This window comes from Paenibacillus sp. FSL R5-0378, assembly GCF_038009285.1.
Classification (GTDB): domain Bacteria; phylum Bacillota; class Bacilli; order Paenibacillales; family Paenibacillaceae; genus Paenibacillus_AQ; species Paenibacillus_AQ favisporus.
On sequence record NZ_JBBPAY010000001.1, the window covers coordinates 5226128 to 5242342 of the forward strand.

Annotated in this window: 10 protein-coding genes; 1 reads left to right on the forward strand and 9 read right to left on the reverse strand. The window is 53.5% G+C overall.

Annotated elements, in window-relative coordinates:
- Positions 1-10 precede the first annotated feature (10 nt).
- The 7 genes from MKY74_RS24170 to MKY74_RS24200 all read right to left on the reverse strand — a co-directional run bounded on the left by MKY74_RS24170 (position 11) and on the right by MKY74_RS24200 (position 11088).
- Entirely contained in the window at positions 11-3055 is a 3045-nt protein-coding gene (locus MKY74_RS24170; protein WP_076171439.1) for an alpha-mannosidase, read from the reverse strand.
- Positions 3056-3245: 190 nt separating this feature from the next.
- Complete coding sequence (locus MKY74_RS24175; protein ID WP_076171437.1) at positions 3246-4097, reverse strand: sugar phosphate isomerase/epimerase family protein; 852 nt, start codon at positions 4095-4097, stop codon at positions 3246-3248.
- Between the two features lie 72 nt (positions 4098-4169).
- Positions 4170-5795, reverse strand: a complete 1626-nt coding sequence (locus MKY74_RS24180) for a hypothetical protein (RefSeq protein ID WP_076171434.1) — start codon at positions 5793-5795, stop codon at positions 4170-4172.
- Between the two features lie 67 nt (positions 5796-5862).
- Positions 5863-7488, reverse strand: coding sequence for a DUF4185 domain-containing protein (locus tag MKY74_RS24185; RefSeq protein ID WP_244169288.1), 1626 nt, complete (start codon positions 7486-7488; stop codon positions 5863-5865).
- Between the two features lie 61 nt (positions 7489-7549).
- Complete coding sequence (locus MKY74_RS24190) at positions 7550-9181, reverse strand: extracellular solute-binding protein (protein ID WP_076171432.1); 1632 nt, start codon at positions 9179-9181, stop codon at positions 7550-7552.
- A gap of 81 nt (positions 9182-9262) precedes the next feature.
- Positions 9263-10105, reverse strand: a complete 843-nt coding sequence (locus MKY74_RS24195) for a carbohydrate ABC transporter permease (protein WP_432206611.1) — start codon at positions 10103-10105, stop codon at positions 9263-9265.
- A 65-nt stretch (positions 10106-10170) separates the two neighbouring features.
- Positions 10171-11088, reverse strand: a complete 918-nt coding sequence (locus tag MKY74_RS24200) for an ABC transporter permease (protein WP_076171427.1) — start codon at positions 11086-11088, stop codon at positions 10171-10173.
- A gap of 521 nt (positions 11089-11609) precedes the next feature.
- Between MKY74_RS24200 and MKY74_RS24205 the strand changes: the two genes are divergently transcribed.
- Entirely contained in the window at positions 11610-12692 is a 1083-nt protein-coding gene (locus tag MKY74_RS24205) for a GntR family transcriptional regulator (protein ID WP_076171425.1), read from the forward strand.
- Between the two features lie 173 nt (positions 12693-12865).
- On the opposite strand, the gene MKY74_RS24210 is transcribed toward MKY74_RS24205, so the two are convergent.
- Together MKY74_RS24210 and MKY74_RS24215 are read right to left on the reverse strand one after the other, a co-directional pair.
- Entirely contained in the window at positions 12866-14644 is a 1779-nt protein-coding gene (locus tag MKY74_RS24210; protein ID WP_076171422.1) for a glycoside hydrolase family 35 protein, read from the reverse strand.
- 33 nt (positions 14645-14677) lie between these two features.
- Positions 14678-16210, reverse strand: a complete 1533-nt coding sequence (locus MKY74_RS24215) for an extracellular solute-binding protein (protein WP_084203935.1) — start codon at positions 16208-16210, stop codon at positions 14678-14680.
- Between the last annotated feature and the right edge of the window lie 5 nt (positions 16211-16215).

Sequence of the window (16215 nt, forward strand, 5' to 3'; positions counted from 1 at the left end):
ACTCCTTCTTCTACGCATCAAGCAGCACAAGCCGAATCGTTTTCACTTCAAAAGGGCGGAAATCCAGCTTGAGCTTCCCTTCAGCAACCGGCAAATCGGCCGTCACTTCCTCCAGCATATTGGTTTCGTACGCTGTTTTGACGGGGAGGTTAAAGGTGAATCCGCATGATACGGTGGCACCTTTGCACTCATAGGCCCGGATGATCCAGTCTCCCGTTCCGTCTTCGGCAAGCTTGACCGTCTCTGTAATTACGCTGGCTTGATCCGTTTGCAGGAAAGATTTATGACCCACCTGGTTTCCGCTGTGCACGAGGCTTACCGGATAGTTCAGCTCATACGCTTCCTGAACGACGGGACTGTCCAGAAATGACCCGTTCCATACAAAGAATCCGTACGTAAACTTGTGCGTTCCCTGATCCGACATTTCGTCCGGATGCGTCGGCGAACGAAGCAGTGTCAAGCTCATCGTGTTGTCCTGCACGGCGATCCCGTACTTGCAATCGTTCAGTAGCGCAAAGCTGCGGTTCGTCTCCGCAAGCACTGCCCACTTATGCTGGCATACTTCGAACCGGTCGGCATCGTGGGGCCTGGAAGCATGATTTGGCCGTTTGACGTAACCGAACTGAATTTCCTGTAACGATTCGTTCGCATGGACACGTACAGGAAAATCGACGCGCAGCATTTTGTTCTTCTCGTGCCAATGTACCGTCGTATGAAACTCAACGCGGCGGCTGCCGGCCCGGATCCGGATATCCTGGATTAATTTGGATCGATGAAGCATGCGCTCAACGCGGATATTGGCAAACAGGGGCCCTTCTGCGGTGACATAGACTTCGGCCTTCTCATCCAACGCGACTGGAGCAGTCTGATAGCCGCGGTCGATTTCCCACGCATCGAACGCCGACGGCTGATCGCGGTACATCTTCATGGCGTTGCAATGTCCCGCCGTCCATTCCGTTCCGGTTTCCTTGTCCAGGATGCTGACGATCTCACCGTATTCATTTATCCCCATGGCTAAGTACTCGTTCTCAAGATGCGACTTCGTAGCGGTTAGGACAGCTTGTCCCGGCGCTTCCGGTGTTACGTCATCCGCAGTAACCGAGTATGCTGCCCATCCCGCAGACGGCGTTTCGACTTCCGCGTAACATTTGCCGCCATGCCGCTGCACAGGGAGCGTTTTTCCGTCCCGGTCCGAGATACCTTCTACGCCTTCGGGCAGGGCAACCAGCTCTTTCCTTGCCCAGGAGAGCGAGTTAAACACCGTAACACCGGAACGTCCGCTACCCGCAAGCACCTCTCTTGCGCCGGAAGCCATCGCATCGACGAGCCCGTTCAATTCCGTCAGCTCAGCCTGCGCTTCCTCATGGACACGGTGAATGGACGTGCCCGGCAAAATATCATGGAACTGATGCAGCAGCAGCTTCTTCCACAACCGGTCCATCTCCTCGTACGGATAGGCCCGGCGCTGAAGCAGGCTGGCTGCGGCACCCCACATTTCAGCCTCGTGAAGCCCGACCTCCGCCTTCCGGTTTAACCGCTTGATCTGAGCCTGCGTCGTATAGGTTCCCCGGTGCGCCGGATAGTACAGCTCCCCGACATATTTGGCATCCGGAACACCTCTTTCGATCTGATCCTCAAAATAGTCGATCGGTGAGCCGTGCACCGTACGCGGCACGCCCTCCAAATTTTCAAGCCGGCGGAGGAATTCCAAGTCGTCCCGGTTCGCCCCGCCGCCGCCGTCGCCATGGCCGAACTGTACGAGTCTTGTCGCAATGCCGTCCTTCTGAACCCGATCATTCCATTGTCTGATGAGAAACGACGGATTGACCCGAATCGGAAAATCGCCATAATCCAGCAGATGGGTCAGCACCTGCGAGCCGTCGATCCCTTCCCAAAGAAAAGTATTGTACGGAAACGGGTCCGACACATTCTCGTACGTCTGGAACATTTTCACGGAAGCAAAGTACCGGAGCCCGCAGCCCTTCATTATTTGCGGCATGTTGCCGGAGTATCCGAACACATCGGGAAGCCACAGCATTTCGTTTTCCTTGCCGAACTCCTCCTTGAAAAAGCGCTTGCCGTGCAGTATTTGCCGGATCAGGCTCTCCCCGCCGGGCAGATTCGTATCGGATTCCACCCACATGCCGCCTTCCGGAATGATCCGACCCTCGTTCACCGCTTGTTGGATGCGAGCGTATAACTCGGGATACAGGTCCTTGGCAAGCTGGAACAAGTACGGCTGGCTCTGGACGTAGCGGTAATCGGGATACTCCTCCATGAGGGCAAGCTGATTGGACATCGTCCGGGCGATTTTCCGCTTCGTTTCCTCCATCGGCCACAACCAGGCAATATCGAGATGGGACTGCCCCATGAGGTACAGCAAGGGCGCCGTCGATCCGTTAACGCATTCCAGGAGCGGCGCCATCCGCTGCCGGCACTTGCGAACGTTATCCGTCAGCGCATCCTTCGCAAGCCCCCAGTCGATCGTCCGGACAACCTCCGTCAGCCCGCGGTCGATTTCTGCCGCGCGCAGCGAATCCGGATCGATATGATTTCTGACCTGAACCAAACATTCCAAATCGATATAAAATTGATAGATTTCCTCTTCAAAAAGGCAAAGCTGCGATTCGCCAAACACCGGCTGGATGCCCGAATGGCCGGCATACGCCTCGGCAGCGACTTCAAACCGCTCGCCGGCCTTAGCGCTGCGTGTCAACGTCACGTCATGGTGCTGAAGATCCAGCGCCCCCCGTACGATTCCGTTCACGTAGACCGTCGCCTCCGAACCGAAATCGGCCCGGATGACCAAACGTTTGCCCTCGGCTTCCATGGGAGCGGTAACGGAAGAGCGGAGCCATGCATACGTCCAGTCTCCGCCCCACCGGTCGCCCGGCTCGATCGCCTCAAATCGTTTACTCTCTATTTCCCCGCAGGATAGCCGCTCCCTCGTGACAAAGCAGGTAAAATCGACCGGCGAGACCACGGTATAGATGTAACGGTTTTTATCTTTCAGCAGCTTCTCAACATGGTATAGAATCTCTTTTCTCTTATCCAAATGACGGATCACATCCTATGAATTGATCTGGGTTGCAGCGGATGCCGCTGTACCGGAGCGTGGCAAGACCATGCTGCTGCAGCGACAGGTTCACACGAGAGGTCTGGTCAGGATCCAAGGGGCATATGCCCCTTAATCCCGCCGTGGTATCCGTGTACAAAATACGATGTTACCGCCCGCTCCATCGGATTCATCTGCCTCCCGCACCGATTCCGGCAGCGGAGAATACGCGATCGAACCCGGCTTTGGAGCGGCGAATCAGCTGTTCCGGCGTGTCTTCCGGCATGGCCGGCGTCAGCACTTCCTGCGATACGATACCGTCATATCCGATGCGCTGCAGCCCTCTTAAAAAGCCCTCCAGGTCGATGACGCCTTCCCCAGGGTACAGGCGCCCGTTATCCAGCACGGCCTCGACCGGCAGATCCGGTGCGTCGTTGATATGCACATGAACGATCTGCTGCGGCTGCAGCCGCTCGATGTCGTCTACAGAGAGACCGTTCGTATGCCAATGATACGCATCCAGCAGCAGGCCGACATTCGGCTCGCCGATCGCTTCGACCCAGTCCAGCGTCTCTTCCATCGTCCAGATAAAAGGGTATTTCCAGGCCGTCCGCAGATGATGCGGACCAACGAATTCCAGTCCGAGCCTGATGCCATAGGCTCCGAGAATTTGGGCGCAGATGCGCAGGCGCCGGGTGGCGACCGCCATGAAGTGCGCCGGTTTGGCGTCGGTCGATGGCAGAATGTACGTGCAGCAGCGCGTACAGCCCAGCGCCCGGGCTGCGGCAGCAGCTTCCGTCAGGCCGGGCAGCCCGGCGAGGAACTCGTCCTCGCCCGCCCTCCATTCCACAGGCAGGCCGATCGCGCCAATGACGACTCCGTGCGACTCAAGCTTAGCCGCAGCCCCCTCTGTTCCCAGCCGCTCGATCAATCCCCGGGCATCGATGTCAACCGCTTGAAAACCGCCCTCACCCGCCAATTCGATGAACCTCTCTTCACTTTCGACTGCTCCCAAACCGGCAAGCGTCAATCCCTTCAGCATGTGATATTCCTCCTCACTGTTGTTTGAAAAAAATCTCCATCCCATTGCAATCTGCCTGAGCAGCCCGACGCTCTATGAACCACTCGTTCCCTGGACCGGCGTCAGCCCAAGCTTCGGATTGGCCAAGTCGAGCTTATACATGACCTGATTGTAGTTATAACGCGGCGTCGGGACATGATTTGTGAACGTATTCGTATACGTGCCCTCGAAGTAGATGATCCGGCCGCCCTCCTTATTGAAAAACTTATGCTGGGCCACATTATAAAAAGTATAGTTGTTATGCGTGACGATCTTTTTAGCCGTGGTCCAAGGACCTTGAGGTGCGGGAGCTTCCGCGTACCAGATTTCTCCGAGCACTGAGGACTTGCCTTGCGTCTGCTGCCCGATCATCACGTAACGCTGCCGGTAATCGTTCCATTCGACAGAGCTTGAAGCGATTTGAACCTCTTCGCCGGTATCGGCGTCTTTTAATTGAAAGTAGGTCGGTTCGTCCGCCTGGATCAGCCCGGCATCGATCAGCTCCTTCTCTTGCACCTGGGTGAGCGGCGGGGTGTTTTTCTTCCAGCCCCATACGAGCTTGCCGTCCGCGCCGCGTTCAAGGGACGTTTGGGCCCCGTTGTAAGTTGTTCCCGGCGTCAGGCACGTAAACGACTCGTATTGCGTATAGTCGGTGATGGCATCATAGCTTGCCGCCACGCGCAGGTTCGGCATCCGGTGTTCGGTAAAGAGCCAGTAGCCCTTGCCGTCCTCCTCGTAATAAGCCGCCTGGCCGCCCGGATGGCGCCAATCGTCTTTGGAAGGGAATTGAACGACCTGCTCGAACTCCTTCTTCTCGTCGTTAAAGGCAAGAATGCCGAAGGCGCTGAGCTCGGGATTGTGCGTGCTGTAACCGGCGAGCAGGCGTTCCTGCCCGCTGCCGTCTTTGGCGGTCATCAAGCCGAACACCCAGGCGATGCCGGCACCGTCAGGCAGCTGGGGAACCAGACTTTTAACGAAACCGTCCTCTTTCGTAAAGTAATCCAGATCGATGCCGGTATCGGGATCTAGACCGCCTTTTTCCGGCAGCTTCGATGTGGCACCCGTCACACGGAAGTTCCCGAGGGGATAAGCGGGTCTGTCTGTATCGCCCCAGAACCAGTACAGCCGATTGCGGTACTTTATCGTTTGGACAGAGTCCTGACCCATCACGAGCCCGTTCAGGAGCGGCTCCTTGACCGGCGGCTTCTGGCCAAGCAGGACGCTGTCCCGGTAGATGCCCTGACCGGTGACCCGGTATAACCGCTCAGCAATGTTGACCCGGTCCATGTTCAGCGTCACGCTTCCGCCGGGCGTCACTTCAACAGCTTGGCCGCGGTAACCGAACATGTCTGTCGGCACCTCATAGCCGTCGCTCGACATATGGAAAAAGACCGTTTGATCCATCAAGCCCGGCTCATTGAAAGCCACGACACCTGCGCTGTCCGTATAGTACAACATATTGTTCGTCGTCTTCAGCTCGACCAGCGGAATCCCCCGACCCGTCTCGGCATCCACGACTTTGATCATAAACGGCTTCTGAACCATTTTCTTAGCGCTGCTTACATCAGGCATGGCGCTATTCCCTTCCGCCTGAGCCGCCATCGCGGCGCCCGGCGCCGTCATGACCGTCAGCATGACACAGGTCCAGATGCCCGCGCTTTTCCAAGGCTTCCATTTCATTTCGTTTACCTCCTGGGCGGAGTGCCCTATTGGGATCGGCGAATCATGTCCGCTTCCTCATCAGCCGTCACTTGCGGTTCTGAACTGGCTCAAGACCAAGCCGCGGATCGTCAAGATTCAGCTTGTACATGACCTGGTTGTAGTTGTAGCGCGGGGTTGGAGTATGGTCTGTATACGTATTCGTATAGGTCGCCTCGAAGTAAATGACGCGTCCGCCGTCTTTAAAGAAGAACTTGTGCTGGGCCGGGTTATAGAAGGTATAGTTGTTATGCGTAATGATCTTCTTCGCCGTCGTCCAGGGGCCTTGGGGCGAGTCTGCTTCCGCGTACCACATTTCCCCGAGAACTGAAGTTTTGCCCATCACCTGCTGCCCGATCATCACGTAACGCTGCCGGTAATCATTCCATTCGACGGAGCTTTGGGCCAGCGAAACCTCTTCGCCGGTATCGGCATCTTTCAGCTGATAGTAGCGCGGGTCGTCCGCCTTGATCAGGCCAAACCCGATTAATTCTTTTTCTTGATCCTGGGTCAGCACCGGGGTGTTCTTCTTCCAGCCCCATACCAACTTGCCGTTCTGGTCGCGCTCGAGGGACGTATTCGCGCCGTCGTAAGCCGCTCCCGGCGTCAGGCACGTAAACGACTCGTATTGAGTATAGTCGGTGATGGCGTCGTAGCTGGCGGCCACACGTAAGTTCGGAATCCGGTGCTCGGTAAACAGCCAGTAGCCCTTGCCGTTCTCCTCGTAATAGGTTGCCTGACCGCCCGGATGGCGCCAATCGTCCTTGGAAGGGAACTGGACGGCCTGTTCAAACTGCTCCGTCTGATCGTTGAAGACCAGGATGCCGCGCGCAACGATGTCCGGATTTAGCGTCGTGTAACCTGTAAGCAGACGCTCTTTTCCCGTGCTGTCCTTTGCCGTCATCAAACCGAAAATCCAAGCCATGTTTCCCCCGTCGGGAAGCGTCGGCACCATGCTCTTGGCAAATCCGTCCTCTTTGGTAAAATACTTCAGGTTCACGCCGACATCCGGATCAAGTCCGCCGTTTTGCGGCAATTCCGACGTCGCACCTGTCGTGCGGAAATTTCCCAGCGGGTACGCGGGTCTGTCCGTATCGCCCCAGAACCAGTACAGCTTCCCGTTGTATTCGATCGTCTGCACGGAATCCTGGCCCATAATCAGACCGTTGATGACGGGCTGTTGAATCGGCGTATTCAAACCGAGCAGCAGACTGTCACGGTAAATGCCCTGGCCGGTCACCCGGTACAGCCGCTCGGCGATGTTGACCCGGTTCATCTGCAGCGTGACACTGCCGCCAGGCGTAACCTCGACTGCCTGCCCGCGGTTGCCGAACATGTCGGCGGGAATTTCGTAGCCGTCGCTGGACATATGGAAGAAGACCGTCGTATCCATCAGCCCCGGTTCGTCGAATGCCACGACGCCTGCGCTGTCCGTATAATACAAAATGTTATTCGTCGTCTTCAGCTCCACCAGCGGAATACCCCGGCCCGTCTCGGCGTCCACGACTTTGATCATGAACGGCTCCTGCACCTGATTTAACGAGCTGCCTGCTTTTTGCTCGGCGCTGTTTCCGGCAGCCTGGACCGGCGTAACGCCCGGTGCCATTGTAACTAACAGCAGCGCGGCGCAGGTCCATACACCCGCCTGCTTCCACATTTTCATCTTCACTACCATCTCGGCTTCCTCCCGACTTCTTGTCGATTTGTCATTGGTGGAATGGTCTCGATGCTGTTGGTTAGGACGTTTTGGACAGAACTCTTTGGGCCGCATCGTTGTAAATTTTCAACACTTTGTCGATATCGCCCATTTTTTTTACCTGGTCGATAAATTTCGGCCAGTTGTCAAAGCTCTGCTTCCCGGCGACAAACTTTGCCTGCTCTTCCGTAACGAATGTCTTGATCGGGTTCATGATCTCTGATATTTCCTGGCTTTCGTCCGGTGTGAACTGGATGGCCGGCTCGCTGTACCACGAAGGGACATAATCGTTGTTCGGCATTGGCAGATTTGTCAGATAAGGCGACTTTTCAAGCGGGACTTCCTCATACTTGCCGTTAAATACGGTATAATCCGTTGCGGCAAAATCTACGAATGCTCTGGCATCGTTCACCATTTGCAAACCCGGGTTATAATTTTTGCTTGCCCGGATCCCGTACTTATCCCCTTCCAGCCATGGATCCTTCGCCGTTTTAAACGAATCCATAAAGGTCGGATTGCCGTCTTCTCCGATTTTGTAGGTCGTTCCTTCAATCCCCCAAGTCACGAGCCTGATGTTTTCGTCGGAATATTGTAAATCGATCAGCTTGATTAATTCTTCCGGATTTTTGGCTTTGGAGCTGATGCAGAACGTGGCCCAGCCCAGGTCCGGTGTATTTCCGTTTGTCGCTTCCTGCCACGCCTTTCCGTACTTCGGATTGTCCGGGTACAGCGAAACTGCAAATATTTTGCCGTCATCCGCGTTTCTTGTGTAATCTCCCGGCTCCGTAAACCACTGGGTCAGCCACATGAAAGTATCGCCATTCATCGCCTTCTTCCGGATCGTATCGTCCGTATCGATCGTGTACTCGGGATCCAGCAGCTGCTCCGAATACAGCTTGTTCGCGAACTGAAGGGCGTCTTTATATCCTTCATTAAAAATGCCGTACACGTATTTGCTGCCATCCCAGTAAATGTCATCCTTGATGTGATTCGCCGAGAAGAGCGATCTCAAACTGTTCCACTTCGTATCCACCGGGTACTTATCGGGATACAGCTGTTTCAGCTTTTTGGCCGCGTCATAAAATTCATCCAGCGTTTCCGGAATTTTGATGTTCTTCTCCTTGAATACATCGTATCTGTAGGCGGATACGTTTTGAATCAGCAAGCCTTTATCCTGAGGAAATCTGGGCGTCGAAGTTTCCTTGAAAGAGTACATTTTTCCTTCAGAGTTGGTCACACGCGCCATGCCGTTCTTCACCTTGCTGAGATAGTTCATATAGTTGGGCATTAAATCCTTATACTGGCTGAGCTCAAGAATTTGGCCTTGTTCAGCCATGTCCGTGATATCGTAAAATAATGGCGTGACGAAAAAATCCGTCAAATCGTCGCTCGCAATCATGAGCTTTACTTTTTCGTCATATTCCGATGACGGAATATAATTAAACTTAATATTCAGTTTTTTGCCCAGTTTGGCTTCCATCTGCTTTTTCCATTCCTTGCCGATCATGCTGTTCTCGTTGTCCACCCCGCTCGACGGAAGCGTTACGGAAAAAGATAACGTGTCGCCATCCGCAGAATCCTTGGAAGTCTCGTCGGACTTGGAGCAGGCCGTGACGGAAAAGGCCAGCATGCAAGCCAGGATCAGGCTGAGCATTTTTGCTTTTTTAACCATCCCAATTCCTCCTGTACATTTGATTATTTTAATATGGCGTAAAAGAATTTTTCCTCTTACATCCATGGTGAACATATGTTGTCAGCCCTTAATCGCTCCCACTAATACGCCCTTCGTAAAGTGCTTTTGAAAGAATGGGTAAATCGCCATAATAGGGAACATCGTAATGATGATCACGCTCATTCGGATCGCCTTCGGGTCAAGCGAGGATCCCGAAGAATTGATGGCCACGTTACCGGCACCTACCCTGCCTTGGATCGCGTTGGTATCCAGCGCAAACAAATAGTTTCGCAGAATCATTTGCAGCGGATACTTATCCTGATCCTTCAGATAGATGAGCGCTTCAAACCAGCTGTTCCAGCTTCCTACCAAACCAAACAAGGCAAATGTCGCAAGCAGTGCCTTCGACAACGGCAGGACGATCCGGAACAGGACGACGACATCGTTGGCTCCATCCATGACCGCCGATTCTTTCAGCTCTGCCGGCACATTCGAAAAGAAGGTCCGGAACAAAAACACATTGTAAGCTCCAACCGCGCCGGGAAGGATCATGACCCAAACGGTGTCAAGCAGATGCAGACTGCGCATCAGCAGGTAAGTAGGAATTAAGCCCCCGCTGAAAAACATCGTAATCATCAGAAAGATGGTGATAAATTTCTTTCCCGCAAATCCGGGAATGGTCAGCGGATAAGCCAGCAGCGAGGTAAACAGCAGCATAATACCGGTAGAACCTACCGCGTAAAGGATGGAATTCAGATACCCCTTATAAATGAGCGAATCTTTAAATACGTCGGCGTAAGCCTGTACGGTAAAGCCTTTCGGCCAGATCGTAACGCTTCCCGAGGCGATGTACTTTCCGCTGCTGAAGGAGGTCGCAATAATATTCAGAATAGGGTACAGCACAACGACAAGGATCAACAGCATGATGAAAATGTTAAAGGCGTCAAAAACTCTGGAACTGAAGCTGATTTTTCTCAAGATTATCCCCCCTAAAACAAACTCGTCTCCGAGACTTTGCGGCTGACCCAATTGGTAATATACAAAATGACAAAGGAGATGACCGACATAAATAATCCGATGGCCGTGGTGTACTCGTATCTTGCGCCGAGGATCCCCTGACGGTATACATACGATCCGATGACGTCAGCCACGCTGTAAGTTTCAGGCGAATACAGCAGAATAATTTTCTGAAAATCGGATCCGAGAATTCCGCCCAAGGCGAAAATCAGCAGGATGATCGTCGTCGGTTTGATCGAGGGCCAGGTAATGTGCACGATCTTTTTCCACCGGCTCGCTCCGTCCACTTCCGCCACATCGTAATAGGTCGGATCGATCCCGCTCAAAGCGGCAAGGTAGATGATTGTTCCAAAGCCAACTCCCTGCCATATGCCGGAAGAGATGAAGATCGTCCGGAAATAACCCGGCTCCAGCAGAAACATGATCGGGGTGCCGCCGAAGTATGTAATGATTTGGTTGAAGAGGCCGTCTCTCGCCGTAAAGTCCTTCAGCATCCCTGCAACGATCACTACCGAAATAAAATGCGGGAAGTAAGAAACGGTTTGGACGAATTTTTTAAAATGCTTATTCCTCAGTTCGTTAAACAACAAGGCGAGGATAATAGGCGCAGGGAACGACCACAGCAGCGTATACAGCCCCAGAAGCAGCGTGTTTTTTAATACGCGGAAGGCCATCGGGTCATGAAAAAACGTGGTGAAATATTTAAAGCCGACCCAAGGGCTTCCCATGATCCCCTTTGATGCGTTGTAATCCTTGAAGGCGATGGTGATTCCATACATCGGAAAGTAGCTGAAGACCAGCACCGTGATCATACCGGGCAACACCATCAGGTACAGATATCGGTGTTTCCACAGTTTGGACCATCGCTTTTTATTGGTTGCCGCCAACATAAACACCCCTTTTCTAGTTACTTCAAATCATCGCTTGAACTCCGGCCGTTCTTCACCGAAAAACCGCATCGGATACGTTCATTTTTGAAAGCGCATTCAATACATGCTGTTAAATACCTACTTCCCGAGATCGAAACGCTTTCAATTAGGTGTGCAAGCTTGAGTCACTACAACGGTAAAGACGGTTAGACATAACTTAAACGTACTCATCAAGCAGGTAAAACCATATGCATTTTCCCCGGAGTTCTTATGCTAAGCGAAGGATAACACATACTAATTTGGTCGTCAATATATAGATTTATGATTTTGACACAATGTTGTTAGTATACTATCCATCCACACCAGCACAAATCTGATATTTCCGGATAAAATCAACAAATTTCAAGATAAATCGCATAGATACCCCATCTGCTTAACCCAGAATCATACAATAAAGTTGAGTTAGTACGCACTGCTTGGTATACTATTTAACAAACAACGCACTATAAGTAAGTATATGTCTATATAAGAGGTGACCCTGCATGAGCAAGAACGATACAACATTGCCCAAGTACCAGCTGGTGAAAGATTATGTACTGTCGCAAATCGAGAATAACGAGCTTGGCAAGGATGACCGGATTCCGAGCGAATCGGAGTTCTCCAAGCTGCTGGATGTCAGCTCCATTACAGTAAGGAAAGCACTGGCGGAGCTCGTCAATGAAGGCGTCATCTACCGGATCAGGGGAAAAGGCAGCTTTGTCGCCAATCCGGCGGAAACAGTCAACCAAACGTCCAATTACGTGACCTTTATCATTTCCGGCAACGATATGTACGACAGTTCGTATATGAAGATTATCAAAGGCGTGCAATCCTTTCTGAACCAGCAGGGATGCAAACTTATCATTGAATTTGTGGAAAATGATGTCGAACAGGAGCGGGAGCTGATCCTGAAGCTGATTCAGTCCGAGAACCGCGGGCTGCTGATTTATTCTGCCAATCCCGACGCGGCAAGGGAGTACCTCAACGAGATCCGGAAGAAGTCGATCCCGTTCGTCATGCTCGACCGCTTTCCTGCCGGTTATCCGGTCAACTGCATTACATGCAATAACCATGACGGCGCTTATGAGGCTGTTGCGTATTTAATCGCCCAGGGCCACCGGAAGATCGGCTTCGCCGCATATGATTTTCATCTGAGTACCGAGGTCGAACGGTACAACGGATACCGCCATGCCATGGCAGACGCTTCGCTCGGGCCGGATGACGATGTCTTGTTTCTTCAGCGGGAATTAGATTATGCGAAGCTGCTGCGGCAAATTGAAAGAGGCGAGCTCACCGCCCTGTTTTGCGTCAACGACAGACGCGCGCTCGAAGTGATCGGGCAGCTTACGCAGCAAGGGGTCAGCATTCCGGAGCAAATATCGATCATGGGATTCGATGACGTAGAAAGCTCGAAATATGCCAAAGTATCTTTGAGCACCGTCAATCAGCCCTTCGAGATGCTGGGCTATGAAGGGGCAAAACTGCTGTTTGAGAGCAGCAAAGATTTGTCCGGCGGATCCAAAAAAATATTGCTGTCCACGGAGCTCGTCATCCGCGAGTCGATCCGGTCCAACGTAGAGCCCTGACGCTCTGCTTTTTCTGTTATGAATTTTTCACATAATGAATGAGCTAACCACAAATCAAAAAGGGAACGGCCGCCTAAGGCCGTTCCCTTTTCCCGTTCAGATGATGATGATCCTGATCTATATGATAAGTTCATATAATACTGTCTTTCTCGCAGGAATTAACTTTGTTCGCTTTAACCCAGCTTTGCCTGATCCGCCAGCGTGACGGACGGCTGCCGCGTACCGTGCAGCTCGAACAGTATGATTTCGTTCCGGCCTTCGCGCAGCAGCGGTGCCGGGATATACAGTGTGGACTGCGGCCCAACCTCCCAGTACCGGCCGAGGTTAAACCCGTTAATATAAGCGACGCCTTTTGTCCAGCCTGTGACGTCCAAGAAGGTATCGGCGGTTCCGCTTACCTCAAAGGTGCCTCTGTAAAATGTAGGGGTATTCTGGCTTGCAGCATCCAAGCCGGCGGCCTCTTCTTCCTTCAGATGCGGAACAAAGGCCAACTGGTCCAGGTTGTTCAGCGGAAGCGTGTGGATCGTCCATCCGAACAAAAACTGGTTGCCTAACCGGACCCCTTCGGTAATCCCTTTCGGGTCGTGCATGTACGGCCCGTAATTGACCCTTCCGAGGTTCTCCACCAAAATTTGCAGCTTCGCGCCGCCGGCCGGAATCGTCAGCTTCAGGCTGCGCTGCTCATCCCAGCGCTGCACGACGCCCCGGTACTCCCCGTCGACAAAAATGAGTGCACGGTCCTGCACCTCCTGCAGGATCAGGTCGGCTTCGCCGCGCGGCCCGGAGACGAAGGTCGTGTACAGGATAAAGCCGTAGTCCTGATCCAGCTGCTCCATCGTTTCCGGCACAGCCCGCTCCACCGCGTTCGACAGGTCGGAGAGCGAGTCGAATAAGCCGACCCGGTCGGTCAGGCGGACCTCGCCGTAGCTCTTCCGCTCGATCGGATCGGGAAGCTGCAGTTCCGGCAGGTCCACGTACTTCGATAGAACGTCCCGGACCGCATAAAATTTCTCTGTCGGCTCTCCCCATTCATTCAGCGGAGAATCATAATCATAGCTGGTGACGGTCGGCGCGTACCCTTCTTCCCCGCAGTTCGCGCCGTTGTAAAAGCCGAAGTTCGTCCCGCCATGGAACATATAGAAGTTGACCGAAGCGCCGGCCGCCAGCATGTCCTCGAACACGCGCGCAGCATCCGCCGCATCGCGGGTATGATGCGGCTTGCCCCAATGGTCAAACCATCCGTTCCAGAACTCCATGCACATATACGGCTTGTCCGGCTGATAGGCTTCCAGTTCCTGAAAGGCTTCAACCGCACGGGACCCGAAGTTGACCGTCTCCAGCACGCCCTCCACCATGCCGCCCTGCAGCATAAAATCTCCCGGCCCGTCCGAGGTGAACAGCAGCACGTCCACACCGCGGGATGTAAGCCCTTTCTTCAAATGGTTCAGATACGCCTTGTCATTGCCGTAGCTGCCGTATTCGTTCTCAATCTGCATCGCAATGATCGGCCCGCCGTTCGTGCTGAGCAGCGGAACCAGCTTCGGAATCAGCACGTCATAATAAGCATCGACGTGGCTCAAATACCGGTGGTCATTGCAGCGCAGCCGGATGCCCGGTTCCTTGAGCAGCCAGGCGGGCAGACCGCCGAATTCCCATTCGGCGCAAATATACGGGCTGGGCCTTACGATGACATGCAGGCCAAGTTCACCGGCCGTTTCGACGAAGCGGACGAGATCCGCCCCGTGATCGAACACGAACTCCCCTTTTCTGGGCTCATGGATATTCCAGGCCACATAGGTCTCCACCGTGTTAAAGCCGCAAGCCTTGAGCTTCGTTAACCGGTCCCGCCAATACTCGGGAACGACCCGAAAATAATGGATCGCCCCGGAAACCAGGCGGATGGGCTTGCCGTCCCACACAAACTGCTTGCCTTGAACGCTTAGTACACTCATCGTTTCGCCTCTCTCATGAATGGGATTTGGAGGTTACTTGCTTTCCATTTTTTTATGATAAGCCTCTGTCATCTCATCCGCAACCTGTTTCAGTGTCGGATCGCTTCGGAGCTGCTCGATGAGCTTGTCGTAGTTTTCGATCGTATCCTTGCCGATGATCACTTTGGTGCGCATATCGCTCACTTTTTTCGAAATTTCCGGATAGTATTTATTGTAAGCTTCGGAGTACAGCTCGTTGCCCGGGTTCGGTGTTTTGATTTGTTTGCGCTCATTGACGATTTCCACATTACGGTTGTATACGTCGTCCGGCATGCCGACCGCTCCGATCGACATATCGTCGCTGATGAGGTGGATCAGGTTGTTCATGTTGCCGTCGCCCACCTGGTCCTTGGCTGCCTGTGGCGTCGGGATTTTGCGGCCGTTCTCGACCGTGTAGTCGACGCCCTCAATGCCGTAAGTTGCAAGCTCATTGCCTTCCTTGCCGTACGCGTAATCGAAAAATTCAAGGATTTTCTTCACCTTGGCTTCCGGCACTTTTTTCGGGATCAGGTACACGCCGTAATACGGCGATCCGGATGGCGTATATTTCTCCCCTTCCGCGTTTTGCAGGTAGGTAATCGGCATGTAATCGGCCGTCGGCACCACTTCCCTGATTTTGGAGCCCGTCACCCAGGCGTGGTTCATCGACTGCGACGTGCCGCCCGATTTGCCGCCGCGGATCAGGTCGACCGTCTGGGAGTACTTCAGGATCGCGAAATCTTTCGGGAACAGTCCGGCGTCATACGCTTTTTTGATCCAGAGGAGCGCATCCCGCGACGCGTCTTCCGTAATCGTCGGCACCAGCTTGTCATCCTTCAGCTTCCAGGCACCCTGCACGCCATTGAACACTCCATACACAAAGCCCATCGTATCGCTGTTGGCGGCATACGGAATTTCGTCCGCCTGGCCGTTTCCGTTCGGATCCTTCTCCTTGAACGCCTTCAGCACGTCGAAAAATTGGTCCATGGTGGTCGGGGTCTGCAGTCCCAACTTGTCCATCCAATCCTTTCGCAGAATCGGGAACGCCCCTCCTCCATAACTCGGGTAATAGCGGGGAATGCTGTAATTTTTGCCGTCGACCTTCGAATCCGTCCACATTTCGGCGAGCGCGGGCTGGCTCAGATTCGGGTAATCCTTGATGAACGGGGTCAGATCCCAGAACACGCCTTGGCCTATCATTTTTTGCAGCTGCGGATTCAGCAGCGATTCCACGAACGTCACCTCCGGCAGATCGCCGGATGCCAGCATGACGTTGATCTTCTCCTCGGACGTTGTCGGCGACAGCCAGGTAATATCCAGCTGCGTGTTCGTGCGCTTCTCAAATTCCTTCCAGATCGGATTCGTATTGTCGATAAACTCTGTCGCGTAATTCAGCGTTTGCATCTGTATCTTGGTCGGGGCCGAAGAATCCGCCGAGCCGCTTTTCCCCCCGCCGCCGCAGGCGGACAGCAGCAGGCTGGTGCCCACCGCCACAACGAGCGTTTTGATGAACCATTGCCTTGCTCTCTGTTCTGCTTGTCTTTTCATAGAGA